At 65.6% G+C, this 24,161-nt stretch carries 23 protein-coding genes; 22 read left to right on the plus strand and 1 reads right to left on the minus strand.

Annotated elements, in window-relative coordinates:
- The first annotated feature begins 85 nt into the window (after positions 1–85).
- The 3 genes from FOB72_RS16305 to FOB72_RS16315 all read left to right on the plus strand — a co-directional run bounded on the left by FOB72_RS16305 (position 86) and on the right by FOB72_RS16315 (position 7,440).
- A complete protein-coding gene (locus FOB72_RS16305; protein WP_150373535.1) occupies positions 86–805 on the plus strand; it encodes a transposase in 720 nt (239 codons plus the stop codon).
- 377 nt (positions 806–1,182) lie between these two features.
- The gene (locus FOB72_RS16310) at positions 1,183–5,850 is read left to right on the plus strand and encodes a glutamate synthase-related protein (protein WP_223851536.1); all 4,668 of its coding nucleotides are present in this window, start codon (positions 1,183–1,185) and stop codon (positions 5,848–5,850) included.
- A 126-nt stretch (positions 5,851–5,976) separates the two neighbouring features.
- Complete coding sequence (locus tag FOB72_RS16315; protein ID WP_150373536.1) at positions 5,977–7,440, plus strand: glutamate synthase subunit beta; 1,464 nt, start codon at positions 5,977–5,979, stop codon at positions 7,438–7,440.
- Here the strand turns inward: FOB72_RS16315 and FOB72_RS16320 are convergent.
- Complete coding sequence (locus tag FOB72_RS16320) at positions 7,437–7,991, minus strand: GNAT family N-acetyltransferase (RefSeq protein WP_150373537.1); 555 nt, start codon at positions 7,989–7,991, stop codon at positions 7,437–7,439. The two genes, FOB72_RS16315 and FOB72_RS16320, sit on opposite strands and share 4 nt — an antisense overlap.
- 244 nt (positions 7,992–8,235) lie before the next feature.
- On the opposite strand from FOB72_RS16320, the gene FOB72_RS16325 reads away from it, so the two are divergent.
- The 19 genes from FOB72_RS16325 to hisF all read left to right on the plus strand — a co-directional run bounded on the left by FOB72_RS16325 (position 8,236) and on the right by hisF (position 24,159).
- On the plus strand, positions 8,236–9,327 hold the full coding sequence (locus FOB72_RS16325; protein WP_150373538.1) for a Bug family tripartite tricarboxylate transporter substrate binding protein: 1,092 nt from the start codon (positions 8,236–8,238) through the stop codon (positions 9,325–9,327).
- A gap of 282 nt (positions 9,328–9,609) precedes the next feature.
- Complete coding sequence (locus FOB72_RS16330) at positions 9,610–10,356, plus strand: ABC transporter ATP-binding protein (protein ID WP_411859839.1); 747 nt, start codon at positions 9,610–9,612, stop codon at positions 10,354–10,356.
- On the plus strand, positions 10,353–11,138 hold the full coding sequence (mlaE, locus tag FOB72_RS16335; protein WP_150373539.1) for a lipid asymmetry maintenance ABC transporter permease subunit MlaE: 786 nt from the start codon (positions 10,353–10,355) through the stop codon (positions 11,136–11,138). The genes FOB72_RS16330 and mlaE overlap by 4 nt, the downstream gene beginning before the upstream one ends.
- 45 nt (positions 11,139–11,183) lie before the next feature.
- Positions 11,184–11,735, plus strand: a complete 552-nt coding sequence (mlaD, locus tag FOB72_RS16340; protein WP_150373540.1) for an outer membrane lipid asymmetry maintenance protein MlaD — start codon at positions 11,184–11,186, stop codon at positions 11,733–11,735.
- Entirely contained in the window at positions 11,732–12,556 is an 825-nt protein-coding gene (locus FOB72_RS16345) for a VacJ family lipoprotein (RefSeq protein WP_150373541.1), read from the plus strand. Before mlaD ends, FOB72_RS16345 begins: the two co-directional genes overlap by 4 nt.
- A 195-nt stretch (positions 12,557–12,751) precedes the next feature.
- Positions 12,752–13,393 (plus strand): phospholipid-binding protein MlaC, encoded by a 642-nt coding sequence (locus tag FOB72_RS16350; RefSeq protein WP_150373542.1) that lies wholly within the window; start codon positions 12,752–12,754, stop codon positions 13,391–13,393.
- Positions 13,394–13,493: 100 nt separating this feature from the next.
- The gene (locus tag FOB72_RS16355; RefSeq protein WP_150373543.1) at positions 13,494–13,802 is read left to right on the plus strand and encodes a lipid asymmetry maintenance protein MlaB; all 309 of its coding nucleotides are present in this window, start codon (positions 13,494–13,496) and stop codon (positions 13,800–13,802) included.
- Between the two features lie 230 nt (positions 13,803–14,032).
- Entirely contained in the window at positions 14,033–14,983 is a 951-nt protein-coding gene (locus tag FOB72_RS16360) for an ABC transporter ATP-binding protein (RefSeq protein WP_150373544.1), read from the plus strand.
- Entirely contained in the window at positions 14,980–15,801 is an 822-nt protein-coding gene (locus FOB72_RS16365; protein ID WP_150373545.1) for an ABC transporter permease, read from the plus strand. The genes FOB72_RS16360 and FOB72_RS16365 overlap by 4 nt, the downstream gene beginning before the upstream one ends.
- Positions 15,802–15,860: 59 nt before the next feature.
- Positions 15,861–16,121, plus strand: coding sequence for a BolA family protein (locus FOB72_RS16370; RefSeq protein WP_150373546.1), 261 nt, complete (start codon positions 15,861–15,863; stop codon positions 16,119–16,121).
- 19 nt (positions 16,122–16,140) lie between these two features.
- Complete coding sequence (murA, locus tag FOB72_RS16375; protein WP_150373547.1) at positions 16,141–17,391, plus strand: UDP-N-acetylglucosamine 1-carboxyvinyltransferase; 1,251 nt, start codon at positions 16,141–16,143, stop codon at positions 17,389–17,391.
- A 33-nt stretch (positions 17,392–17,424) separates the two neighbouring features.
- The gene (gene hisG / locus FOB72_RS16380; protein ID WP_150373548.1) at positions 17,425–18,111 is read left to right on the plus strand and encodes an ATP phosphoribosyltransferase; all 687 of its coding nucleotides are present in this window, start codon (positions 17,425–17,427) and stop codon (positions 18,109–18,111) included.
- A gap of 19 nt (positions 18,112–18,130) precedes the next feature.
- Positions 18,131–19,465: a histidinol dehydrogenase gene (hisD, locus tag FOB72_RS16385; RefSeq protein ID WP_150373549.1), complete on the plus strand. Its 1,335-nt coding sequence runs from the start codon at positions 18,131–18,133 to the stop codon at positions 19,463–19,465.
- A gap of 36 nt (positions 19,466–19,501) precedes the next feature.
- Positions 19,502–20,602: a histidinol-phosphate transaminase gene (hisC, locus tag FOB72_RS16390; protein ID WP_150373550.1), complete on the plus strand. Its 1,101-nt coding sequence runs from the start codon at positions 19,502–19,504 to the stop codon at positions 20,600–20,602.
- Between the two features lie 7 nt (positions 20,603–20,609).
- Positions 20,610–21,197: an imidazoleglycerol-phosphate dehydratase HisB gene (hisB, locus tag FOB72_RS16395; RefSeq protein WP_010812330.1), complete on the plus strand. Its 588-nt coding sequence runs from the start codon at positions 20,610–20,612 to the stop codon at positions 21,195–21,197.
- 78 nt (positions 21,198–21,275) lie between these two features.
- Positions 21,276–21,899, plus strand: coding sequence for a YchE family NAAT transporter (locus FOB72_RS16400; protein ID WP_150373551.1), 624 nt, complete (start codon positions 21,276–21,278; stop codon positions 21,897–21,899).
- A complete protein-coding gene (gene hisH / locus FOB72_RS16405) occupies positions 21,893–22,549 on the plus strand; it encodes an imidazole glycerol phosphate synthase subunit HisH (protein WP_150373952.1) in 657 nt (218 codons plus the stop codon). The genes FOB72_RS16400 and hisH overlap by 7 nt, the downstream gene beginning before the upstream one ends.
- A gap of 80 nt (positions 22,550–22,629) precedes the next feature.
- Positions 22,630–23,373 (plus strand): 1-(5-phosphoribosyl)-5-[(5-phosphoribosylamino)methylideneamino]imidazole-4-carboxamide isomerase, encoded by a 744-nt coding sequence (gene hisA, locus FOB72_RS16410; protein ID WP_150373552.1) that lies wholly within the window; start codon positions 22,630–22,632, stop codon positions 23,371–23,373.
- 15 nt (positions 23,374–23,388) lie between these two features.
- Complete coding sequence (hisF, locus tag FOB72_RS16415; protein WP_150373553.1) at positions 23,389–24,159, plus strand: imidazole glycerol phosphate synthase subunit HisF; 771 nt, start codon at positions 23,389–23,391, stop codon at positions 24,157–24,159.
- Positions 24,160–24,161: the final 2 nt, after the last annotated feature.

Consider the following 24,161-nt stretch of genomic DNA (forward strand, 5'->3'; position numbering starts at 1 on the left):
ACCGTTCCCAAAAAAATGGGGACGGATAAGCCGCGGGAACGGCTATCATGGCGGCATTCGCGATCCAATCCGCTGATGCCGCCCGATGGCCCGCTTACCCCGACTCTCCCCGACCGGTCTTCCCGCCCACGTGTTGCAGCGTGGCAACAACCGCCAGCCCATTTTCCAGGGGCCCGACGACTACGCCGAGTACCTCGACTGCCTGCGCATGGCCGCGCGCGAGCACGATCTGGCCGTGCACGCCTATGCCCTGCGCCCGAACCACGTCCATCTGGTCGCCACGCCGAAGGGGCCGGACGCGCTGAGCCTCGTGATGCAGGCCGTGGGCCGCCGCTATGCGCGGTACTTCAACCGCGTGGCGTCGCGGACCGGCACGCTGTGGGAAGGGCGCTTTCGCTCCGCGGTGCTCGACCCCGAGGCCTGGCTGCTCCCGGCCATGCTCTACGCGGAAAGCAACGCGGTCCGTGCCGGCGAGTGCGCATCGCCCGAACTCGACCGGTGGAGCAGCTACCGTCACCACGCGGGGATCGAGGCCAGTCCACTGGTGAGCGATCACTCTCTTTACTGGGCCTTAGGCAATACCCCGTTCGAACGCCAATCGAATTACCGCACGCTAACCGCGGAAGGCCTGTCCGGCAAGACCCTCGCGACGCTGCAGCAGCATGCCCATAGTGGATGGCCGTTGGGCGACGAGGCATTTCTGGCCCAGCTGGGGCGGCAGGGGACGCGCCGCGTGCACCCGCTGCCGAAGGGAAGGCCCAGGCGTGCTGTGGCGCAAGTCGGTGCAGAAGTGGATGCCGAGTAATATGTCCCCATTAAAATGACCGTAAAAAATGGTGCAGATTTAATTATGTTCTGACCCCATTTAATAAGTTTTGCGAGTCATTCGGGATTCTCATATAGTTGCTCCACCCACATTTCATTGTGCGGCGCGTCACGCTTGTGTACGCCGCAGCGGTACCGCTGTCCCGACATCTGCCCTGAAGAGCGATCTTCCCTGACAAGCGATGCGACAGCCGAGCCCTACGGTCCCCTGCTGATAGCGCGGCCTTCACCGGATTACTGCCCGTGGACCAAACGCAACACACCACCGACCTGCCCATCGAAGTCGAGTCCAGCGGGCTTCCGCAGGCACAGGGCCTCTATGACCCGACCAACGAAAAGGACGCCTGCGGCGTCGGCATGGTCGCGCATATCAAGGGCAAGAAGACCCACGAGATCGTCAGCCAGGGCCTGAAGATCCTCGAGAACCTCGACCACCGGGGCGCCGTCGGCGCGGACCCGCTGATGGGCGACGGCGCGGGCATCCTGATCCAGATTCCGGACCAGTTCTATCGCGAAGAGATGGCCAAGCAGGGCGTGACGCTGCCGCCCAACGGCGAATACGGCGTCGGCATGATCTTCCTGCCGAAGGAACACGCCTCCCGCCTGGCCTGCGAGCAGGAGCTCGAGCGCACGGTCCGCCTGGAAGGCCAGGTCGTGCTGGGCTGGCGCGATGTGCCGGTCGACTGCAACATGCCGATGTCGCCGACGGTCCGCAAGACGGAACCCGTGATCCGCCAGATCTTCATCGGTCGCGGCCGCGACATCATGACCACGGACGCGCTGGAACGTAAGCTGTACGTGATCCGCAAGACCGCGAGCCACGCGATCCAGGCGCTCAAGCTCAAGCACGGCAAGGAATACTTCGTGCCGTCGATGTCGGCGCGCACGGTGGTCTACAAGGGCCTGCTGCTGGCGAACCAGGTCGGCGAGTACTACCTGGACCTGCAGGACTCGCGCACTGTGTCGGCGCTGGCGCTCGTGCACCAGCGCTTCTCCACGAACACGTTCCCCGCATGGGAGCTGGCCCACCCTTACCGCATGGTCGCCCACAACGGCGAAATCAACACGGTGAAGGGCAACGTCAACTGGATCAACGCGCGTACCGGCGCGATCTCCTCGCCGGTGCTCGGCGACGATCTGCCGAAGCTGTGGCCGCTGATCTATCCGGGCCAGTCGGATACCGCATCGTTCGACAACTGCCTCGAGCTGCTGACGATGGCCGGCTATCCGCTCGTCCACGCGATGATGATGATGATTCCGGAAGCGTGGGAACAGCACACGCTGATGGACGACAACCGCCGCGCGTTCTACGAGTACCACGCCGCGATGATGGAGCCGTGGGACGGCCCCGCCGCCATCTGCTTCACCGACGGCCGCCAGATCGGCGCGACGCTCGACCGTAACGGCCTGCGTCCCGCGCGTTTCTACGTGACCGAGGACGATATCGTCGTGCTCGCGTCGGAAGCCGGCGTGCTGCCGTTCCCCGAGTCGCGCGTGGTGCAGAAGTGGCGCCTGCAGCCGGGCAAGATGTTCCTGATCGACATGGAACAGGGCCGCATCATCGACGACAAGGAACTGAAGGACAACCTCGCCAACGCCAAGCCGTACAAGAGCTGGATCGACGCCGTGCGGATCAAGCTCGACGAGATCGACGCGAAGGCCGAGGACGTGGCCGCCGAGAAGAAGCCGGTGGCGCGTCTGCTCGACCGCCAGCAGGCGTTCGGCTACACGCAGGAAGACGTCAAGTTCCTGATGGCGCCGATGGCCATCGCGGGCGAGGAAGCCACGGGCTCGATGGGCAACGACTCGCCCCTGGCCGTGCTGTCGTCGAAGAACAAGACGCTGTACCACTACTTCAAGCAGCTGTTCGCGCAGGTGACCAACCCGCCGATCGATCCGATCCGCGAAAACATGGTCATGTCGCTGGTGTCGTTCATCGGCCCGAAGCCGAACCTGCTCGAGCTGAACAACATCAACCCGCCGATGCGCCTCGAAGTGTCCCAGCCCGTGCTGGACTTCAAGGACATCGCGAAGATCCGCAACATCGAGCACTACACGGGCGGCAAGTTCCGTTCGTACGAGCTCAACATCTGCTATCCGGTCCAGTGGGGCAAGGAAGGCATCGAGGCGCGCCTCGCGTCGCTGTGCGCCGAGGCCGTGGATGCCGTGCGCTCGGGCTACAACATCCTGATCGTGACCGACCGCCGCGTCGATGACGGCCAGGTGGCGATTCCCGCGCTGCTGGCCACGTCGGCCGTCCACCACCATCTGGTGGAGAAGGGCCTGCGCACGTCGACGGGCCTGGTCGTCGAAACCGGTTCGGCCCGCGAAGTGCACCACTTCGCGCTGCTGGCCGGCTACGGCGCGGAAGCCGTGCACCCGTACCTCGCGATGGAAACGCTGGCCGACATGGCTTCGGGCCTGTCGGGCGACCTGTCCTCGGACAAGGCCGTGAAGAACTTCGTCAAGGCGATCGGCAAGGGCCTGTACAAGGTCATGTCGAAGATGGGCATCTCCACGTACATGTCGTACACGGGCGCCCAGATCTTCGAAGCCATCGGCCTGTCGCGCGAGCTCGTGCAGAAGTATTTCCACGGCACGCCGTCGAACGTGGAAGGCATCGGCATCTTCGAGGTGGCCGAGGAGGCGCTGCGTCTGCATCGCGACGCGTTCGGCAACAACCCCGTGCTCGAGAGCATGCTCGACACTGGCGGCGAATACGCCTATCGCGTCCGTGGCGAGGAGCATATGTGGACCCCGGATTCGGTGGCCAAGCTCCAGCACTCGGTGCGTGCCGACGACGGCAAGGGCGCGTACCAGACGTACAAGGAATACGCGAACATCATCAACGACCAGAGCCGTCGCCACATGACGCTGCGCGGCCTGTTCGAGTTCAAGGTGGACCCGGCGCGCGCGATTCCGCTCGAGGAAGTGGAGCCGGCCAAGGAGATCGTCAAGCGTTTTGCCACGGGCGCGATGTCGCTCGGCTCGATCTCGACCGAAGCCCACACCACGCTGGCCGTGGCGATGAACCGCATCGGCGGCAAGTCGAACACGGGCGAGGGCGGCGAGGACGAGAAGCGCTATCGCAACGAACTGCGCGGCATTCCCATCAAGCAGGGCGAGACGCTCAAGGGCCTGCTCGGCGACAACGTGATCGAACGCGACCTGCAACTGCAGGCCGGCGATTCGCTGCGCTCGAAGATCAAGCAGGTGGCGTCGGGCCGTTTCGGCGTGACCGCCGAATACCTGGCATCGGCCGACCAGATCCAGATCAAGATGGCGCAGGGCGCCAAGCCGGGCGAAGGCGGCCAGCTGCCGGGCCACAAGGTGTCCGACTACATCGGCAAGCTGCGTTGCTCGGTGCCGGGCGTGGGCCTGATCTCGCCGCCGCCGCACCATGACATCTACTCGATCGAGGATCTGGCACAGCTGATCCACGACCTGAAGAACGTCAACCCGGTGTCGGATATCTCGGTGAAGCTCGTGTCCGAAGTGGGCGTGGGTACGATTGCCGCGGGCGTTGCCAAGGCCAAGGCCGATCACGTCGTGATCGCCGGCCATGACGGCGGCACCGGCGCATCGCCGTGGTCGTCGATCAAGCATGCCGGTACGCCGTGGGAACTGGGCCTGGCCGAGACGCAGCAGACGCTGATGCTCAACGGTCTGCGCAACCGCATCCGCGTGCAGGCCGACGGCCAGATGAAGACGGGCCGCGACATCGTCATCGGCGCATTGCTTGGCGCGGACGAGTTCGGCTTTGCCACGGCACCGCTGGTCGCCGAGGGCTGCATCATGATGCGCAAGTGCCATCTGAACACCTGCCCGGTGGGCGTGGCCACGCAGGATCCGGCGCTGCGCAAGAAATTCCAGGGCAAGCCCGAGCATGTCGTCAACTTCTTCTTCTTCGTTGCGGAAGAAGCGCGCGAGATCATGGCGCAACTGGGCATTCGCACGTTCGACGAGCTGATCGGCCGCGCCGACCTGCTCGACACGCGTGCCGGCATCGAGCACTGGAAGGCGCGCGGCCTGGACTTCGGCCGCATCTTCTACCAGGCGCCGATCGCCGCCGACGTGCCGCGTTTCCATACGGACACGCAGGACCACGGCCTGTCGGTGGAAGCCGGCAAGGCGCTGGACCACGTGCTGATCGCCAAGGCCCGTCCCGCGATCGACAAGGGCGAACGCGTGTCGTTCATCCAGCCCGTCAAGAACGTGAACCGTACCGTCGGCGCGATGCTGTCGGGCGTGGTGGCCAAGCAGTACGGCCACGAAGGCCTGCCTGACGACACGATCCACATCCAGCTGCAGGGCACGGCGGGTCAGTCGTTCGGCGCGTTCCTCGCGCACGGCATCACGCTGGACCTGGTCGGCGACGGCAACGACTACGTGGGCAAGGGCCTGTCGGGCGGCCGCGTGATCGTGCGCACGCCGCACGAGTTCCGCGGCGACCCCACGCGCAACATCATCGTGGGCAACACGGTGCTGTACGGCGCGATTGCGGGCGAGGCGTTCTTCAACGGCGTGGCCGGCGAGCGTTTCGCCGTGCGTAACTCGGGCGCGGTGGCCGTCGTAGAAGGTACCGGCGATCACGGTTGCGAGTACATGACCGGCGGCACGATCGTCGTGCTGGGCGGCACGGGCCGTAACTTCGCGGCCGGCATGTCGGGCGGCGTCGCTTACGTCTACGACGAGGACGGCCTGTTCGACAAGCGCTGCAACACGTCGATGGTCGCGCTCGAGGCCGTGCTGGCCGGGGCCGATCAGGAGAAGGGCCAGCCGAAGGCGCAATGGCACAAGGTGGACGGCGAGCGCGTGCTGGACGAGACGATCCTGAAGAACCTGATCGAGCAGCATTTCCGCTACACCGGTTCCGAGCGCGCGAAGGCACTGCTCTCCGACTGGGCGACGGCACGCCGCAAGTTCGTCAAGGTCTTCCCGACCGAGTACAAGCGCGCGCTGGGCGAGATGTTCGAGAAGGAACAGGCCGCGCGCGACGCCGATCGCGAGCCCGTGGCAGCCTGACGCTTCGTCACAGGCCACACCAGAAACGCGCCGCGGCACCGTTCAGGGCCCGCGGCGCATACAAGATGACCTCACAGCGAGGCCGGTCCGCTAGCCGGCCTCGCGCAGCAAGACCAAGGACGCAACATGGGTAAGGCGACTGGCTTTCTCGAATTTCCGCGCCAGAACGAAGGCTACGAGACCGTAGTCAAGCGCGTGAAGCACTACAAGGAATTCGTGTTCGCGCTGTCGGACAGCGAAGCGAAGATCCAGGGTGCGCGCTGCATGGACTGCGGCATTCCGTTCTGCAACAACGGCTGCCCGGTCAACAACATCATTCCCGACTTCAACGACCTCGTGTATCGCCAGGACTGGAAGTCGGCGATCGAGGTGCTGCACCAGACGAACAACTTCCCCGAGTTCACGGGCCGCATCTGCCCGGCACCGTGCGAGGCCGCCTGCACGCTCGGCATCAACGAACTGCCGGTGGGCATCAAGTCGATCGAACACGCGATCATCGACAAGGCCTGGGAAGAAGGCTGGGTGGCGCCGCATGTGCCGAAGCACAAGACCGGCAAGACCGTCGCCGTGGTGGGTTCGGGCCCCGCGGGCCTGGCTGCCGCGCAGCAGCTGGCACGCGCCGGCCACGATGTGACCGTGTTCGAGAAGAACGACCGCATCGGCGGCCTGCTGCGTTACGGCATTCCCGACTTCAAGATGGAGAAGACGCTGATCGACCGCCGCATCGAGCAGATGCAGGCCGAAGGCGTGACCTTCCGTGCCGGCGTGATGGTGACCGACGGCGCGCTGCCGGCCGGCATCAAGAACTACGCCCGCGAGACGGTCAGCGCGCAGGCGCTGATGGACCAGTTCGACGCCGTGGTGCTGGCCGGCGGCTCCGAAGTGCCGCGCGATCTGCCGGCGCCGGGCCGCGAGCTGGATGGCGTGCACTATGCGCTGGAGTTCCTGATTCCGCAGAACAAGGAAGTCGCGGGCGATGGCCTGAACGACATCCGCGCCGAAGGCAAGCACGTGATCGTGATCGGTGGCGGCGATACGGGCTCCGACTGCGTGGGTACGTCGAACCGCCATGGCGCCGCGTCCGTGACGCAGTTCGAACTGCTGCCGCAGCCGCCGGAAGAAGAGAACAAGCCGCTGGTGTGGCCGTACTGGCCGATCAAGCTGCGCACGTCGTCGTCGCACGACGAAGGCTGCTCGCGCGACTGGTCCGTGGCCACGAAGGAATTCATCGGCGAGAACGGCAAGATCAAGGCCCTGAAGGCCTGCCGCGTCGAGTGGAAGGATGGCCGCATGCAGGAAGTGCCCGACAGCGAGTTCGTGCTGCCGGCCGACCTCGTGCTGCTGGCGATGGGCTTCACGAACCCCGTGGGTTCGGTGCTCGAAGCGTTCGGCGTCGATACCGATGCGCGCAAGAACGCCAAGGCCTCGACCGAAGGCGATCGCGCGTACTACACCAACGTGCCGAAGGTGTTCGCGGCCGGTGACGTGCGCCGTGGCCAGTCGCTCGTGGTGTGGGCGATCCGCGAAGGCCGCCAGGCCGCGCGCTCGGTGGACGCCTTCCTGATGGGCCACACCGAACTGCCGCGTTAATTCGCAGCCGTGGTATCGAAGCGCCTGTCGCCTTCGGGAGACAGGCGCTTTTCCATGAGTACCGCCGTATTGCCATATGCGGCCAGTTTGGCCGCGTACGACGCTTCCGCATCCACCGGCGCGTACCCAAGCCTGCGCCACCATGGCGCCGCCGACTGCACGGCGATCAGGCGCGACATCTCCAATCCCTGTTCCACCGCCGCCGCGCGCGCCGCGTCGTAGAGCCGCATCGCGACGCCCGTGCCGCGCCCCGTGGGGGCGACCGCCATGTCGTGGACGAACCAGACCAGTGGCGTCTGCGCGGTCCAGCCGCGCGCGAGCACGCCATCCCATGGCGGAAGCGAGGCCGCCGGCCACGGATGTGTGAGCAGGTAGCCGAGCCATTCGCCGTCGGCGCGTGCCGCCATCCAGCAGGTTTGTGGAGAGAGGGCGATGCGGCTGGCCAGCGCCGCTTCGGATTCGATCAGGCTGTCGCCATAGCATTGGGCCTGCACCGCGATCACGCCGGCCAGGTCGGCGCCAGTCATGCGCCGCAGTACGAGTTCGGACATGCGTGGATTATAGGGAGCCGCGCGCACGCGCCGTCCCCTGCGCCACCACGCGCGGCGCCACAGGGGCGCCACAGGAGCCATTGGGGTCCACCCGGCTATGGTTTACGTGGTCTGTGCCCGCCGGGGGCGAGTTCGTACAATTTTCCTGTACGGCTTCCATTCCTGTAACACCCAACGCGAAACCACCTCGCAATCCTTTCAGCCGACGGTATGCCGTGGCTCAGCCGCGGCGCGGAGGAAATTGATGCCCGAAGTGCGCACGTTGTCGCGGCTTTGGCGAGGTCGAGCGAAGTTGCCGGCGAGCCTTCGAAGGCGCCCGGCATTACTCGCGGCCATGGTGCTGGTGGCCAGCCTGACAGCCAGTCTGGCGGCACCCGCCCGCGCGCAGTCGTCTGACGCCATGGCGTCCCGGCCCATGTCGTATCCCGCGCGATCGATGCGACTGATCGTGCCGTTCCCCGCGGGCGGCGTGGCGGACGCGGTCGCGCGCCTGCTGGCCGAGCGCCTGTCCGCGCGGCTCGGCGTGGCCGTGGAGGTGGACAACCGCCCCGGCGCCGCGGGCACGACGGCCGGCGATGTGGTGGCCAAGGCCAGTTCCGACGGCCATACACTGCTGTTCCATCAGGCCAATATGCTCATCCAGCCCGGACTCGAGCCCGTCCCTTACGACGTGGTGCGCGACTTCACGCCGGTCGGGCGGGTGGCGACGATGCCGCTGTTTCTCGTGATCGACGGCCGCCTGCCGATGCAGACGCCGCAGCAGTGGAACACGGCCGTGCGGTCGAATCCTTCCGCGTACAGCTATGGCTATGGCCAGCCCGGCAGTCCCGCGCATCTGTATGCCGAATACGCCGTACGTGGCCTGGCCAACGGCGTGCCGCTGGTGGCGGCGAAGGGCGAGAACGCGGTCGTGCAGGAAATTCTGGCGGGCCGCATCAGTGCCTGTTTCTGCTCGTTTGCGGCGGTGCAGAGCCATCTGCGCAATGCCGGGCCCGGCGGCGGTCCGGCCGGCCTGAAGCTGCTCGCGGTGACGGGCATGACGCGCTCGCCGCTGGCGCCGCAGGTGCCGACGCTGCAGGAAGCGGGGCTCGAGGGCTATGCCGCCGCGGCCTGGTATGGGGTCATGGCGCCAGCCAAGACGCCGCGCGCGATCGTGGCGCGGCTGGCGTACGAACTGGACGGCGTCACGGGCGAGCGCGAGGTGCGCGCGCGGCTGATGGCGGCCGGCCTGACCCCCGTGCGCGACTCCCCCGAGGCGTTTGCAACGGCCATTCGATCGGAGTCCATCCAGTGGCAGGTGATCCTGCGCCAGGCCTCGCACGGCGGCGAACCGTGAAAGTTGCAGGCTATTTGCGACAAGTTCGCTGACCAAGCTGGCAATTTCTTCAAATGTAACGGCAGTCACACGGCATCCGGCACGTCTAGGTGGTAGCCCTTATAATGGCCGCCTGTCCAATCCGGTGTTAATGTGACCGCTACCACTCCCGACCTTTCCGACCCGTCCGCGTTCTCCACGGCTTCGACTGGCCGTGCGCAGGCAGCGGAAGACATCGTCGTGCTCGACGATGTCGACTTCGCGTACGCGGATGGCGACAAACCGATTCTCTCGGGCCTGACCATGCGCTTCCCGCGCGGCAAGGTGGTTGCCGTGATGGGCGGTTCCGGCTGCGGCAAGACCACCGTGTTGCGCCTGATCGGCGGACAGGTGCGGCCGCGGCGCGGACAAGTGACGTTCGCGGGCAAGAACATCGACGCCCTCGACCAGCGCGGCCTGTACGCCGTGCGACGGCAGATGGGCATGCTGTTCCAGTTTGGCGCCCTGTTCACTGATCTGTCGGTATTCGACAACGTCGCGTTTCCGCTCCGGGAGCACACCGATCTGCCCGACTCGATGATTCGGGACCTCGTGCTGATGAAGCTCAATGCGGTGGGCCTGCGCGGCGCGCGCGACCTCATGCCCGCGCAGATCTCTGGCGGCATGGCCCGTCGGGTGGCGCTGGCGCGCGCGATCGCGCTCGATCCGTCGCTGCTCATGTACGACGAACCGTTTGCGGGACTCGACCCCATCTCGCTGGGCCTGACGGCACGCCTGATCCGCAATCTCAACGATGCGCTCGGCGCGACCACGATCATCGTGTCGCATGATGTGCAGGAGACCTTCCAGATCGCGGACTACGTCTATTTCATCGCCAACGGCCGCATCGCCGCGGAGGGCGAGCCCGAAGCGCTGCGGGCCTCGACCGACCCGTTCGTGCATCAGTTCGTGCACGCCGAGGCCGACGGCCCGGTGCCGTTCCACTATGGCGGCCCGACGCTCGCCGAAGATTTTCTGGCGGGCAATGGCCGGTCGGGAGGTGGACGATGAACGCCGTCGTGTCGTTCTTCAGCGCCATCGGCGCATTCGTGCGGCTCGGCATCAGCGGCATCGGCAATGGCGCGCGGATGTTCGCCTCGATGGTGGCGCTGTCGCCCGCGCTGCTGCGCCGTCCGCGGCTCGTGACCGATCAGGTCTTCTTCGTCGGCAACCTGTCGCTGGTGATCATCGCCGTATCGGGGCTGTTCGTCGGCTTCGTGCTCGGTCTGCAGGGCTACTACACGCTGAACCGCTATGGCTCCGAACAGGCGCTGGGCCTGCTCGTGGCGCTGTCGCTCGTGCGCGAGCTCGGGCCCGTGGTGTCCGCGCTGCTGTTCGCGGGCCGGGCGGGCACGTCGCTGACCGCCGAGATCGGCCTGATGAAGGCGGGCGAGCAACTGACCGCGATGGAGATGATGGCCGTGAACCCGCTGCAGCGCGTGATCGCGCCGCGCTTCTGGGCCGGCGTGATTGCCATGCCGATTCTCGCGGCGATCTTCAGCGCGGTGGGCATTCTCGGCGGCTACCTCGTCGGCGTGCAGCTGATCGGCGTGGACTCGGGCGCGTTCTGGTCGCAGATGCAGGGCGGGGTGGATGTGCGCGCCGACGTGCTCAATGGCGTGATCAAGAGCTTTATTTTTGGCGTTGCGGTGACGTTTATCGCGTTGTACCAGGGCTTCGAGGCACGTCCGACGCCGGAGGGCGTGTCGCGCGCCACCACGCGGACCGTGGTGCTGGCCTCGCTGGCCGTGCTCGGGCTGGACTTCCTGCTGACTGCGCTGATGTTCAGCTGAGGCAGCACCGACAGAACAGAAAAACAGAATGGAAAAGACAATCGCATGAAGAAAAATTCCCTCGATTTCTGGGTGGGGCTGCTGGTGGTGGCGGGGTTTGCCGCGTTGCTGTTCCTCGCGCTGAAGGCCGGCAACCTGAGCTCGTTTTCGTTCGAGCAGACCTACCGCGTGCGGGCCGACTTCGACAATATCGGCGGCCTCAAGGCGCGCGCGCCGGTCAAGAGTGCCGGCGTGGTGGTGGGCCGCGTGGCCGAGATCCGCTTCGACGACCAGAGCTACCTCGCGACGGTGGAGCTGAACATCGACAAGCGCTACCAGTTCCCGAAGGACACGTCGGCCAAGATCCTGACCTCGGGTCTGCTCGGCGAGCAGTACATCGGGCTGGAAGCCGGCGGCGACACGAAGATGCTCGCCGATAACAGCAAGATCACGATGACGCAATCCGCGGTGGTGCTCGAGAACCTGATCGGCCAGTTCCTGTACAACAAGGCGGCCGACTCGGGCGCCGGCGGTGGCAGCACCGCGCCCGCGGCCCCGGCGGCATCGGGCGCCGCCGCGCTGCCGGCCGCGCCGGGCACGAACGGGGGTGCGAAATGAAACGCGCCGTCCGCTCCCGAAAACTGATCGCGACGGCAACCTTTGCCGCCGCTGCGTTACTGTCGGGCTGTGCAACCGGTCCCGACGCCAATCCGAAAGATCCGCTCGAACCGTTCAACCGCGGGGTGTCGCGCGTCAACGACGAGATCGACAAGTACGCGCTGAAGCCTGCGGCGCAGACCTATGCCGACTACGTGCCGTCGCCGATCCGCACGGCGATCGGCAACGTGTTCTCGAACGTCAGCGATGTCTACTCGGCGGTGAACAACCTGCTGCAGGGCAAGCCTTCGCGCGCGGCCGAGGACACGATGCGCGTGGCCATCAATACGATTCTCGGGATCGGCGGCCTGATCGACATCGCCACGCCGGGCGGCCTGCCCAAGTACAAGGAAGACTTCGGCCAGACGCTGGGCGTATGGGGCGTGCCGCCGGGCCCGTACCTCGTGCTCCCGCTGTTCGGCCCGAGCACCGTGCGCGATACGGGCGGGATGGTCGTGGACCGGCTCATGGATCCCACCTCGTATATCTATCCGGTCTGGGCACGCTATGCGGTGTCGGGCGTGCGCGTCGTGGACGGGCGTTCCCAGCTGCTGGCCGCGACCAGCCTGATCGATGCCGCCGCGCTGGACCGTTACGCGTTTCTGCGGGACTCGTACCTGCAGCGCCGTGAATACCTGATCTACGACGGCAACCCGCCGGGCGGTGACGACGAAGAAGGCGCGCCGGCCGATGGCGGCAAGCAAGGCGACCAGCAGGCGCTGCCTGCCTCGCCGGCCGGGCGCCTCGTGCCCGGCAACCCCGGTTTCCGCTTTGGCCGCTGACGCCCGCGGGCGTTAGGGTGCTCGATCGCCCCCCACCTGTGAAGGTGATGTGAGCGCGGAAACAAATTGTATGGAAGTGGCGTCCAAGCCCTTAGTGGTCCCGCTGTGGCAACGCACAGCGTGGATGCCTGTGTTTCAATGCGTGCGTTGGCCGGTTGTCCCCACGACCCGCACAAGATAGAAAGGAAAACGCTCATGCTGAAGCGACTGTTGGCCCCGTTCCTCACCGTTATCGCGCTGTCTGGTGTCGCATTCACCAGCGCCGCACAGGCCCAGGTTTCCGCCGATGCCGCCGCCACGCCCGATGGCCTGGTCAAGGCCGTCGTGACCGACGTCATGAACACCGTGAAGAGCGACAAGGACATGCAGGCCGGCAATATCGGCAAGATCACGCAGCTCGTCGAACAGAAGATCCTGCCGCATGCCAATTTCGAGAAGACCACGCAGATCGCGATGGGCCGTAACTGGTCGAAGGCTTCGCCGGAGCAGCAAAAGGTCATCACCGACCAGTTCAAGACGCTGCTGATCCGCACCTACGCGGGCGCCATCGCGCAGATTCGCGACCAGGCCGTGCAATACCGTCCGTATCGCGGCACTGCCGACGACACCGACGCGACCATCCGCACGCAGGTGATCAACAAGGGCGAGCCGATCCAGATGGATTACCGCCTGGAGAAGACGCCCGAGGGCTGGAAGGTCTACGACATCAACGTGCTGGGCGCGTGGCTGACCGAGGCCTACAAGGGCAGCTTCAACACGATCGTGACGCAGCAGGGCATCGATGGCGTCATCAAGACCCTGCAGGACCGCAACAAGCAGCTCGCGAACGCCAAGTAACAGCGACTTCGCGTACAATGGGCTTTCGTGCCCGAAACGCCCGTGGCCTGCCACGGGCGTTTTTACTTCTCCGTGTTGGCTTCCCAACTGCTGAATATCGATGCTTTCGCTCGGAACCTCGCTGACCAACCAGAACGCCGCCGCCGTGCTGCGTGACGGGCTGGCGCGCGTGGCGCAGGGCGATGTCGCGGTGGATTGCGCGGGCCTCACGCATGTCGATTCGTCGGCCGTCGCCGTGCTGCTCGGCTGGCAGCGCGCGGCCGCGGGCCGTGGCCAGACGCTCTCGATCGTCAACGTGCCGCCGCAGCTCGGCGAGCTGGCCGCGCTCTATGGCGTCGCGGGCCTGATCGGCCTGGCATCGGGCCTGCCCTCGGACGGCGCCCACCCCCAAGGCCACCACCGACATTGAACCGGCATCCCTTGGCTGCGCGACGTACCTGAAACAGCGGTGCGCCAGCCCAAGCGATGCCCCGGCGGTGGGTCCGGAGCGGGACCTATCCCTCATCCCCTATAATTCCGGGTTATTCGCCCCCACATGCCCCTGACATCGTTCCGCCAGGTGCTGCGCGGCAGACCCGGGGGCTCCAAACTCCAAGCCAGGCCGGTCCCGAAAGCGGACCCGTCACAAGACATTCGGCCATGAAAGCCATCGAAATCACCGACGTTCGCAAGCGCTACCGCAGTCTGCAAGCGCTCAAGGGCGTCAGTTTCACCGTCGAGCAAGGTGAGTTTTTTGGTCTGCTCGGCCCGAACGGCGCGGGCAAGACCACGTTGATCTCGATTCTCGCGGGCCTCAATCGCGCGGATTCGGGCCGTATCCAGGTGCTGGGCCACGATGTGGTGGGCGACTACCGCATGGCGCGCCGCATGCTCGGCGTGGTGCCGCAGGAACTCGTGTTCGACCCGTTCTTCACGGTCCGCGAGACGCTGCGGCTGCAGTCCGGTTACTTCGGCATGCGCAACAACGACGACTGGATCGACGAGATCATGGCCAACCTCGATCTCACGAACAAGGCCGACAGCAACATGCGCCAGCTCTCGGGCGGCATGAAGCGCCGCGTGCTCGTGGCGCAGGCGCTCGTGCACCGTCCGCCTGTGATCGTGCTCGACGAGCCGACCGCGGGCGTGGATGTGGAACTGCGCCAGACGCTGTGGAAGTTCATCTCGCGCCTGAACCGCGAGGGCCATACGATCATCCTGACCACGCATTACCTCGAGGAAGCCGAAGCGCTGTGCGATCGCATCGCGATGCTCAAGTTCGGCGAGGTGGTCGCGCTCGATCGCACGAGCAGCCTGCTCAATCAGTTCGCGGGCCTGCAGTTGGTACTCACCCTCTCGCGTGGCGTTCTGCCTGCTGCGCTCGAAGCCCTGCGCATGCCCGCCAACCCCGGAGAGCGCGCCCATCGGCTGCGCCTCTCGGGCTACGAGGCCGTGGAACCCATCCTGGCCGCGCTGCGCGAGGCCGGTTGCGAGATCGAAGACATGGAAGTGAGCAAGGCCGACCTCGAGGACGTGTTCGTCCAGATCATGCGCCGCGAGGGGCACATGCCCGGCTCGACGCCGGCCACCGCGATGGAGGCCGCAGCATGAAGACGCCGGCGGAAATCGAACTGGCCGAGAATGCGCGCCTGTCGGCCATGTCCGTGGGTGGATTCGTGGGCTTTCGCACGCTGCTCTACAAGGAGGTGTTGCGCTTCTGGAAGGTTGCCTTCCAGACTGTGGCGGCACCGGTGATGACGGCGGTGCTGTACCTGCTGATCTTCGGGCATGTGCTCGAAGGGCGCGTGGAGGTGTACGACCGCATCAGCTACACCGCGTTCCTCGTGCCCGGGCTCGTGATGATGAGCGTGTTGCAGAACGCGTTCGCGAACAGTTCGTCGTCACTGATCCAGTCGAAAATCACGGGCAACCTCGTGTTCATCATGCTGCCGCCGCTGTCGCACTGGGAGATGTTCGGCGCGTATGTCACCGCCTCGGTCATCCGCGGTATCAGCGTGGGGCTGGGCGTGCTGATCGTGACGGGCCTGCTTGCGCCGCTGCATCTGGCCAGTATCGGCTGGGTGCTCGTGTTCGCGGTCCTCGGTGCCGGCATTCTCGGCACGCTGGGGCTGATTGCCGGGATCTGGGCCGAGAAGTTCGACCAGCTCGCGGCGTTTCAGAATTTTCTGATCATGCCGGCCACCTTCCTGGCAGGCGTGTTCTATTCGATTCATAGCCTGCCGCCGTTCTGGCAGGCGGTGTCGCATGCCAACCCGTTCTTCTACATGATCGACGGGTTCCGCTACGGCTTCTTTGGCCAGTCGGACGTATCGCCGCTGTTCAGCCTGGCCGTGGTGAGCGTGGCGTTCGTGGTGCTCGCGGCGCTCGCGCTGCGGATGCTGCGCACCGGATACAAGCTGCGGCACTGAACGGGGCGATTGCCCGACGCACCGCACCACCGAATTTGGAAGTTTTACAAGAGACAGAGATGCTGCCCACACCGGAACAAGTCAGGGACTACATTGCCCAAGGATTGCCCTGCGACCATCTGGAGGTCGAGGGCGACGGCCAGCACTTCTTCGCGACGATCGTGAGCGCGGAGTTCGACGGCAAGCGCCTGATCCAGCGGCACCAGCGCGTGTACGCGGCGCTGGGCGACCGCATGCGCGCGGAGATCCACGCGCTGTCGATGAAGACGCTGACGCCCGCCGAATGGAGCGCGGGGCAGGCTGGCGCAGGCCAGCAGTAACCAGACATAACGATCGAACATGGACAAATTCCAGATTCAGGGCAATGGCCCGCTGTCCGGAGAGATCCGGGTCTCGGGCGCGAAGAATGCCGCGCTGCCGATCCTGTGCGCGGGTCTGCTGACCGCCGATGACGTGATCATCGACAACGTGCCCAATCTGCAGGACGTGCGCACGATGCTCAAGCTGCTGCGCCAGATGGGCATGCGCGCGGAGCTCGATGGCGCGCGCGCCACGCTCAACGGCGCGGACGTGAACCTGCCCGAGGCGTCGTACGACCTGGTCAAGACCATGCGTGCGTCGATTCTCGTGCTCGGCCCGCTGGTCGCGCGCTTCGGCGAGGCACGCGTGTCGCTGCCGGGCGGCTGCGGCATTGGCGCGCGTCCGGTCGATCAGCACATCAAGGGCCTGCAGGCGATGGGCGCCGAGATCTCGATCGAGCATGGCTTTATCCATGCCCGCGCGTCGCGCCTCAAGGGCACGCGCGTGGTGACGGACATGATTACCGTGACGGGCACCGAGAACCTGCTGATGGCCGCGACGCTGGCCGAAGGCGAAACGGTGCTCGAGAACGCCGCGCGCGAACCCGAAGTGACCGACCTCGCGAACCTGCTCGTCGCCATGGGCGCGCGCATCGAGGGGATCGGCACCGATCGCCTGGTCATCCAGGGCGTGGAGCGCCTGCATGGCGCCACGCATTCGGTCGTGGCCGATCGCATCGAGGCCGGCACATTCCTGTGCGCGGCCGCCGCGACGCTCGGCAATGTCGTGCTGCGCGACGTTCCGCCGCTGATCCTCGACGCCGTGCTCGCCAAGCTGCGCGAGACCGGTGCGCAGATCGAGACCGGCGACAACTGGATCAAGCTGGCCATGCCGACCCGTCCGCAGGCCGTGAGCTTCCGCACCTCCGAGTACCCGGCGTTCCCGACCGACATGCAGGCCCAGTTCATGGCGCTGAATGCGGTGGCGGAAGGCACGGCGCGGATCACCGAGACGATCTTCGAAAACCGCTTCATGCACGTGCAGGAGCTGAACCGGCTCGGCGCGAACATCACGGCCGAAGGCAATACCGCCGTGGTGACCGGCGTGCCGCGTCTCTCGGGTGCCACCGTGATGGCGACGGACCTGCGCGCATCGGCGAGCCTCGTGATCGCGGGCCTCGTGGCCGAAGGCGATACCGTCATCGATCGCATCTACCATCTCGACCGTGGCTACGATCGCATGGAAGACAAGCTGTCCGCGGTGGGCGCCAAGATCCGCCGTATCTCCTGACGCGCCCCACAGAACAAGATAGAGAAGAATTCGATGAGTCCCGCTGCTTTTGCCTCGCTCAATGCCACGTCCGGTCAGTTGACGCTGGCGCTGTCCAAGGGCCGTATCTTCACGGAGACCCTGCCGCTGCTCGAAGCCGCGGGTATCCACGTGACCGAAGATCCGGAGACCTCGCGCAAGCTGATCCTGCCGACGTCCGATCCGGCCGTGCGCGTGATCATCGTGCGCGCCTCGGACGTGCCGACGTACGTGCAGTACGGCGCCGCCGACTTCGGCGTGGCCGGCAAGGATGTGCTGCTCGAGCATGGCATGACGGGCCTGTATGCGCCGATCGATCTCAATATCGCGCGCTGCCGCATGTCCGTGGCGGTGCCGGCGGGATTCGACTACGCGAACGCGGTGCGCCAGGGGGCGCGTCTCGCGGTGGCAACCAAATACGTGCAGACCGCGCGCGAGCACTTTGCCAAGAAGGGCGTGCACGTGGATCTGATCAAGCTGTATGGATCGATGGAACTGGGCCCGCTCGTGGGCCTGTCCGACGCGATCGTCGACCTCGTGAGCACCGGCGGCACGCTGCGCGCGAACAATCTGGTCGAGGTCGAGGAGATCATGCAGATCTCGTCGCGGCTGGTCGTGAACCAGGCCGCGCTGAAACTCAAGCGCGAACGCCTTGCGCCGATTCTCGAAGCGTTCGAAGCGGCCTCGGCGGCGATGGCTTGAGGTTGCGAGGAAGGAAGTCATGAACGAAACCGATATGGACAACCTGTCGATCCGCCGGCTCGACTCCACCGAACCCGGCTTTGCCACGGCGCTGCGCCAGGTGCTGGCGTTCGAGGCGGGCGAGGACGAGGCCATCGATCGCGCCGCCGCGCAGATCCTGGCCGACGTGCGCGCGCGCGGCGACGACGCGGTGCTCGAATACACGGCCCGTTTCGACCGCGTGGAAGCGGCATCGCTGACCGCGCTGGAACTGTCGCAGGCCGAACTCGAAGCCGCGCTGGAAGAGCTCGAACCCAAGCGCCGCGCGGCGCTGGAAGCCGCCGCGGCACGCGTGCGCGCCTACCACGAGAAGCAGAAGATCGAATGCGGCAGCCATAGCTGGGAATACACCGAGGCCGACGGCACCATGCTGGGCCAGAAGGTGACCCCGCTGGACCGCGTGGGCCTGTACGTGCCCGGCGGCAAGGCCGCGTATCCGTCGTCCGTGCTGATGAACGCGATTCCCGCGCGCGTCGCCGGCGTAAAAGAAGTGATCATGGTCGTGCCCACGCCCGGCGGCGTGCGCAACGAACTAGTGCTGGCCGCCGCGCAGATCGCGGGCGTGGACCGCGTGTTCACGATCGGCGGCGCGCAGGCCGTGGGCGCGCTCGCGTTCGGTACCGCGACGATTCCGCAGGTGGACAAGATCGTCGGTCCCGGCAATGCCTATGTGGCCGCCGCCAAGCGCCGCGTGTTCGGCACGGTCGGCATCGACATGATCGCGGGTCCGTCGGAAATCCTCGTTATCTGCGACGGCACCACCGATCCGGACTGGGTCGCGATGGATCTGTTCTCGCAGGCCGAGCACGACGAACTTGCCCAGTCGATCCTGCTGTGCCCCGATGCCGCGTACCTCGACCGCGTGGAAGCCAGCATCCAGCGCCAGCTCGGTACCATGCCGCGCCGCCAGGTCATCGCCGCGTCGCTGTCCGGCCGCGGCGCGCTGATCAAGGTGCGCGACATGGAAGAAGCCTGCGAGATCGCCAACGCGATCGCGCCCGAGCACCTCGAGATCTCGGCCGAGAATCCGCGCCAGTGGAGCGAGAAGATCCGCCACGCGGGCGCGATCTTCCTGGGCCGCTACACGAGCGAGTCGCTCGGCGACTATTGCGCGGGTCCGAACCACGTGCTGCCCACCTCGCGCACCGCGCGTTTCTCGTCGCCGCTAGGCGTCTACGACTTCCAGAAGCGCTCGAGCCTGATCGAGGTCAGCGAGGGCGGCGCGCAGATGCTGGGCCAGATCGCCGCCGAGCTCGCCTATGGCGAAGGCCTGCAGGCGCATGCCCGCAGCGCCGAATACCGTTTCAAACGCTAAGTTTTTCCACCCATTACTGATCTACAGAGGATTTTCATGTCAGCCGCAGCGCCTTCCCTGATCGACCGAATCATCCGTGACGATGTACGCGCCATGGGCGCCTACCACGTGCCGGATTCGCACGGTCTGGTGAAGCTGGACGCGATGGAGAACCCGTACCGCCTGCCGCCCGAACTGCGCGAACAGCTCGGCAAGCGGCTGTCGGAGGTCGCGCTGAACCGCTACCCGGTGCCGACCAGCGAGGCCCTGCGTGCGAAGCTGAAGTCCGTGATGCAGGTGCCGGCCGGCATGGAGATCCTGCTCGGCAACGGTTCCGACGAACTGATCAGCATCATCGCGATGGCGGCCGCAAAGCCGGGCGCGAAGGTGATGGCGCCCGTGCCGGGCTTCGTGATGTACGCGATTTCCGCGCAGTTCGCGGGCCTCGAGTTTATCGGCGTGCCGCTGCGCGAGGATCTGACGCTCGACCGCGCGCGGATGCTGCGGAAGATGGCCGAGGAACAGCCGGCGATCATCTACCTCGCGTACCCGAACAATCCGACCGGGAACCTGTTCAACGCCGAGGACATGGAAGTGATCGTGCGCGCGGCCAATGGCGACGTGTGCAACAGCCTCGTGGTCGTGGACGAGGCCTACCAGCCGTTCGCGCAGGACAGCTGGATGCCGCGCCTCGCGGACTTCGGCAACCTGGTGGTCATGCGCACCGTGTCCAAGCTGGGTCTGGCCGGCATCCGCCTTGGCTACATGGCCGGCTCGCCGGCATGGATGGAGCAGTTCGACAAGGTGCGTCCGCCGTACAACATCAACGTGCTGACCGAAGCCACCGCGCTGTTCGCGCTGGAACATGTGGACGTGCTCGACGAACAGGCCGCCAGCCTGCGGGAGCAGCGCGCCATTCTGGCCGCGCAACTGGCCGCGCTGCCGGGCGTGACGGTGTTCCCGAGCGACGCCAACTTCCTGTTGATTCGCGTGCCGGATGCGGCACAGACGTTCGAACGTCTCGTTTCCCGCAAGGTACTGATCAAGAACGTGAGTAAAATGCACGCATTGCTGGCCAACTGTCTGCGCGTGACGGTCAGCACGCCCGAAGAAAACGCGCAGTTCATGGAAGCCTTTGTCGCTTCGTTGCAGGATTAACACCACCATGCGTGTTGCAGAGGTCACCCGCAATACCTCGGAAACGCAGATCCGCGTTTCGCTGAATCTCGACGGTTCCGGTCGCCAGAAACTGGCGTCCGGCGTACCGTTCCTCGACCACATGCTGGATCAGATCGCCCGCCATGGCATGTTCGACCTCGAGGTCGAAGCCACCGGCGACACCCATATCGACGACCATCACACGGTCGAGGATGTGGGCATTACCCTCGGGCAGGCCGTCGCCCGCGCGATCGGCGACAAGAAGGGCATCACCCGTTATGGGCACAGCTACGTGCCGCTGGACGAATGCCTGTCGCGCGTGGTCATCGACTTCTCGGGCCGTCCGGGCCTGGAATTCCACGTGCCGTTCACGCGCGCCCGTGTGGGCAGCTTCGACGTCGACCTGACCATCGAGTTCTTCCGCGGCTTCGTCAATCATGCCGGCGTGACGCTCCATATCGACAACCTGCGTGGCATCAATGCGCACCATCAATGCGAGACGGTGTTCAAGGCCTTTGGCCGTGCGCTGCGCATGGCGGTGGAGCTGGACCCGCGCGCGGCCAACACGATTCCTTCGACCAAGGGTACGCTCTAACGGGAAACTTCCCCAGGACACCTGTCTGGCGAGCCGGCTGGTTGCGGCGCTGCCGATCGTTCGCGACCGACCGCAACCATGGACACGCTCAAGTCATTTATCTCGCTGCTGGCGCTGATCAATCCGATCGGGGCGATCCCGTTCTTCATCAGCCTGACGAGTCAGCAGACCGAGGCCGAGAAGATGCGGACGATCAAGACCGCATCGGTCTCGGTGGCGATCGTCGTGGGGGTGTCGGCGCTGCTGGGGCAGCAGATCATCGAGTTCTTCAATATCTCGGTGGCCTCGCTGCAGGTGGGCGGTGGACTGATCATGATCATGATGGCCATGAACATGATCAACGCGCAGGCAGGCCGTACGCGCGCCACGCCCGAGGAAGAGGACGAGGCGGAAGCCAAGGCGAGCATTGCGGTGGTGCCACTGGCGCTGCCGCTGCTGACCGGGCCGGGATCGATCAGCACGGTCATCGTGTATGCGGGCAAGACGCAGCACTGGTACCAGTTGCTGATTCTCGTCGGCATCGGCATCGTGCTTGGCGGCGTGGTGTACATGACGTTTCGCGCGGCCGATCCGATCGCGCGGGTGATTGGCCGTACCGGCATCAATATCGGCACGCGCCTGATGGGGCTGATCCTGTCGGCGCTGGCCGTGGAATTCATCGTGGACGGGCTGAAGACCCTTTTGCCTGTTTTGAAATCATGACTACCATAGCTATTGTGGATTACGGCATGGGCAACCTGCGCTCGGTGGCGCAGGCGCTGCGCGCCGCGGCGCCGGAGGCGAATGTCCAGGTCGTGGACCGCCCCGAGCAGATTCGCGCGGCGGACCGTGTGGTCCTGCCGGGCCAGGGTGCCATGCCGGATTGCATGGGTGCGCTCGGCGCGTCGGGCCTGCAGGAAGCGGTGATCGAAGCGGCCGCCAACAAGCCGATGTTCGGTGTGTGCGTTGGCGAACAGATGCTGTTCGACCGCAGCACCGAAAGTCGTCCTGGCGACGCGGCCACGCCGTGCCTCGGACTGATGCCCGGTGAGGTCATCCGTTTCGAGTTGGAAGGCCAGTTGCAGGCGGACGGTTCGCGCTTCAAGGTGCCGCAGATGGGCTGGAACCGTGTGCGTCAGACGCGGGAGCACCCGATCTGGCAGGGCGTTCCGGACAACAGCTGGTTTTATTTCGTGCACAGCTACTACGTGCATGCGCAGGACCCGGCCGATACCGCCGGGGAGACCGAATACGGTGTCGTGTTTACCAGCGCGGTAGCACGCGATAATATTTTTGCCACGCAGTTCCACCCCGAGAAGAGCGCAGCGATGGGTTTGCAGCTATACCGGAACTTCGTGCACTGGAATCCCTGAAGTACTCCTGATCGAAGGCCGTCATTGCGGCGGCCCTGCTTTCATTTTTTCTTTTTTACACAACCTCGCTCGTCACGCATATGTTGCTCATTCCGGCCATCGACCTGAAGGACGGTCAGTGTGTACGCCTCAAACAAGGCGACATGGACCAGGCCACCGTCTTTTCCGAAGATCCCGCCGCCATGGCACGTCACTGGGTGGACCAGGGCGCGCGCCGCCTCCATCTCGTCGACCTCAATGGTGCCTTTGTGGGCAAGCCCCGCAACGAAGCCGCGATCAAGGCGATCATCGCCGAAGTCGGCGACGAGATTCCGGTGCAGCTCGGTGGTGGCATCCGTGACCTGAATACGATCGAGCGCTGGCTCGACGATGGCCTGTCGTACGTGATCATCGGCACCGCCGCGGTCAAGAATCCCGGTTTCCTCAAGGACGCGTGCTCCGCGTTCGGCGGCCACATCATCGTCGGGCTCGATGCCAAGGACGGCAAGGTGGCGACCGACGGCTGGAGCAAGCTGACCGGCCACGAGGTGGTGGATCTCGCGCGCAAGTACGAGGACTACGGCGTGGAAGCGATCATCTACACCGACATCGGCCGCGACGGCATGCTCCAGGGCATCAATATCGACGCGACGGTCAAGCTCGCGCAGTCGATGTCGATTCCGGTCATTGCCAGCGGCGGCCTCTCGAACCTCACCGATATCGAACGCCTGTGCCAGGTGGAGCGCGAAGGGGTGGAGGGCGTGATCTGCGGTCGCGCGATCTACTCGGGCGACCTCAATTTTGCCGACGCCCAGGCGCGCGCCGACGTCCTCGGCGCCGAGTAATTTTTATACGCACGCATGCTAGCCAAACGCATCATCCCCTGCCTGGACGTCACGAACGGGCGGGTGGTCAAGGGCGTCAACTTCCTAGAGTTGCGCGACGCTGGCGACCCGGTTGAAATCGCTCGCCGCTACGACGAGCAGGGCGCCGACGAAATCACTTTCCTCGACATCACCGCGACCAGCGACGGCCGCGACCTGATTCTGCACATCATCGAGGCCGTGGCTTCGCAGGTGTTCATTCCGCTGACGGTGGGCGGTGGCGTGCGCGCCGTCGAGGACGTGCGCCGCCTGCTCAATGCGGGCGCGGACAAGATCAGCGTCAACTCGTCGGCCATCGCGAATCCGCAGCTGGTGTCGGATGCCACGGGCAAGTACGGCTCGCAGTGCATCGTCGTGGCCATCGACGCCAAGCGCAGTTCCGCGCCGGGCGAGCCGCCGCGCTGGGAAGTGTTCACGCATGGCGGCCGCAAGGCCACCGGGCTCGACGTGGTGGCGTGGGCGCGCCAGATGGCCGAACGCGGCGCCGGCGAGCTGCTGCTCACGAGCATGGACCGCGACGGAACGAAGAGCGGCTTCGACCTCGAACTCACGCGCGCTGTCAGCGACGCGGTGTCGATTCCCGTTATTGCATCGGGGGGTGTCGGCGGCCTGCAGGATCTGGCCGATGGCATTACCGTGGGCCGCGCCGACGCGGTACTGGCGGCGAGCATTTTTCACTACGGCCAGCACACCGTCGGTGAAGCGAAGGAATTCATGGCCCGGCAGGGCATCCCGATGCGGACGTGATC

The sequence above is a fragment of the Cupriavidus pauculus genome (assembly GCF_008693385.1).
In the GTDB taxonomy this organism is placed as follows: domain Bacteria; phylum Pseudomonadota; class Gammaproteobacteria; order Burkholderiales; family Burkholderiaceae; genus Cupriavidus; species Cupriavidus pauculus_D.

What these genes read in the sequence shown, in the direction of transcription:
- FOB72_RS16305 (WP_150373535.1), top strand. Translation starts at nt 86, where the DNA reads ATGGCCCGCTTACCCCGACTCTCCCCGACCGGTCTTCCCGCCCACGTG.
- FOB72_RS16310 (WP_223851536.1), top strand. Translation starts at nt 1,183, where the DNA reads ATGGTCGCGCATATCAAGGGCAAGAAGACCCACGAGATCGTCAGCCAG.
- FOB72_RS16315 (WP_150373536.1), top strand. Translation starts at nt 5,977, where the DNA reads ATGGGTAAGGCGACTGGCTTTCTCGAATTTCCGCGCCAGAACGAAGGC.
- FOB72_RS16320 (WP_150373537.1), bottom strand. Translation starts at nt 7,991, where the DNA reads ATGTCCGAACTCGTACTGCGGCGCATGACTGGCGCCGACCTGGCCGGC.
- FOB72_RS16325 (WP_150373538.1), top strand. Translation starts at nt 8,236, where the DNA reads ATGCCCGAAGTGCGCACGTTGTCGCGGCTTTGGCGAGGTCGAGCGAAG.
- FOB72_RS16330 (WP_411859839.1), top strand. Translation starts at nt 9,610, where the DNA reads ATGCGCTTCCCGCGCGGCAAGGTGGTTGCCGTGATGGGCGGTTCCGGC.
- mlaE (WP_150373539.1), top strand. Translation starts at nt 10,353, where the DNA reads ATGAACGCCGTCGTGTCGTTCTTCAGCGCCATCGGCGCATTCGTGCGG.
- mlaD (WP_150373540.1), top strand. Translation starts at nt 11,184, where the DNA reads ATGAAGAAAAATTCCCTCGATTTCTGGGTGGGGCTGCTGGTGGTGGCG.
- FOB72_RS16345 (WP_150373541.1), top strand. Translation starts at nt 11,732, where the DNA reads ATGAAACGCGCCGTCCGCTCCCGAAAACTGATCGCGACGGCAACCTTT.
- FOB72_RS16350 (WP_150373542.1), top strand. Translation starts at nt 12,752, where the DNA reads ATGCTGAAGCGACTGTTGGCCCCGTTCCTCACCGTTATCGCGCTGTCT.
- FOB72_RS16355 (WP_150373543.1), top strand. Translation starts at nt 13,494, where the DNA reads ATGCTTTCGCTCGGAACCTCGCTGACCAACCAGAACGCCGCCGCCGTG.
- FOB72_RS16360 (WP_150373544.1), top strand. Translation starts at nt 14,033, where the DNA reads ATGAAAGCCATCGAAATCACCGACGTTCGCAAGCGCTACCGCAGTCTG.
- FOB72_RS16365 (WP_150373545.1), top strand. Translation starts at nt 14,980, where the DNA reads ATGAAGACGCCGGCGGAAATCGAACTGGCCGAGAATGCGCGCCTGTCG.
- FOB72_RS16370 (WP_150373546.1), top strand. Translation starts at nt 15,861, where the DNA reads ATGCTGCCCACACCGGAACAAGTCAGGGACTACATTGCCCAAGGATTG.
- murA (WP_150373547.1), top strand. Translation starts at nt 16,141, where the DNA reads ATGGACAAATTCCAGATTCAGGGCAATGGCCCGCTGTCCGGAGAGATC.
- hisG (WP_150373548.1), top strand. Translation starts at nt 17,425, where the DNA reads ATGAGTCCCGCTGCTTTTGCCTCGCTCAATGCCACGTCCGGTCAGTTG.
- hisD (WP_150373549.1), top strand. Translation starts at nt 18,131, where the DNA reads ATGAACGAAACCGATATGGACAACCTGTCGATCCGCCGGCTCGACTCC.
- hisC (WP_150373550.1), top strand. Translation starts at nt 19,502, where the DNA reads ATGTCAGCCGCAGCGCCTTCCCTGATCGACCGAATCATCCGTGACGAT.
- hisB (WP_010812330.1), top strand. Translation starts at nt 20,610, where the DNA reads ATGCGTGTTGCAGAGGTCACCCGCAATACCTCGGAAACGCAGATCCGC.
- FOB72_RS16400 (WP_150373551.1), top strand. Translation starts at nt 21,276, where the DNA reads ATGGACACGCTCAAGTCATTTATCTCGCTGCTGGCGCTGATCAATCCG.
- hisA (WP_150373552.1), top strand. Translation starts at nt 22,630, where the DNA reads ATGTTGCTCATTCCGGCCATCGACCTGAAGGACGGTCAGTGTGTACGC.
- hisF (WP_150373553.1), top strand. Translation starts at nt 23,389, where the DNA reads ATGCTAGCCAAACGCATCATCCCCTGCCTGGACGTCACGAACGGGCGG.